General features: G+C 62.2%; 1 pseudogene. It reads left to right on the plus strand.

What is annotated here, in order from left to right:
- Window positions 1-230: 230 nt before the first annotated feature.
- A pseudogene (locus tag QEH52_RS20195) lies at window positions 231-460 on the plus strand (group II intron reverse transcriptase/maturase); the annotation flags it as partial.

Here is a 460-nt window from a genome sequence, read left to right on the forward strand (position 1 = left end):
TTCTTTGGAATCGCCGTGCTACGGCATGTCCGCCGTAGCCTTGGCGAAGGAGGGACCCGTATGGCCGCTGTCAGTCCCGCCGAAGGGGAATGAGCGAAGCGATCGGGAGCAGCCGGACTTGCCTCTGGTTCCGAGGTCTGCCGACAAGACCGGGCGCGCAGCGAACCTGACCACCCACCCATAAACGCCGACCGGCGCGCGGGCAAGGGGAGCCAGGGCAATACAGCCGGTTGCAGCCCGAGCTACTGGAGGCGATCTTCAGTAGCACGAACCTCGAAGCGGCGTATCGCCGCGTCAAAGCCAACGGCGGAGCCGCTGGTGTGGATGGAGTAAGTCTGGAAGATTTTACGCTGTGGTATCGACTGCGGCGCAAAGACTTGTTGCGCCGTCTGCATCTGGGGAACTACTGCCCGAGTCCGGTTCGCCGCACTCACATCGAAAAGAAGAACGGAAAGAAGCG

Source organism: Thalassobacterium maritimum (genome assembly GCF_031127805.1).
GTDB classification, from domain to species: Bacteria; Verrucomicrobiota; Verrucomicrobiia; order Opitutales; family Coraliomargaritaceae; genus Thalassobacterium; species Thalassobacterium maritimum.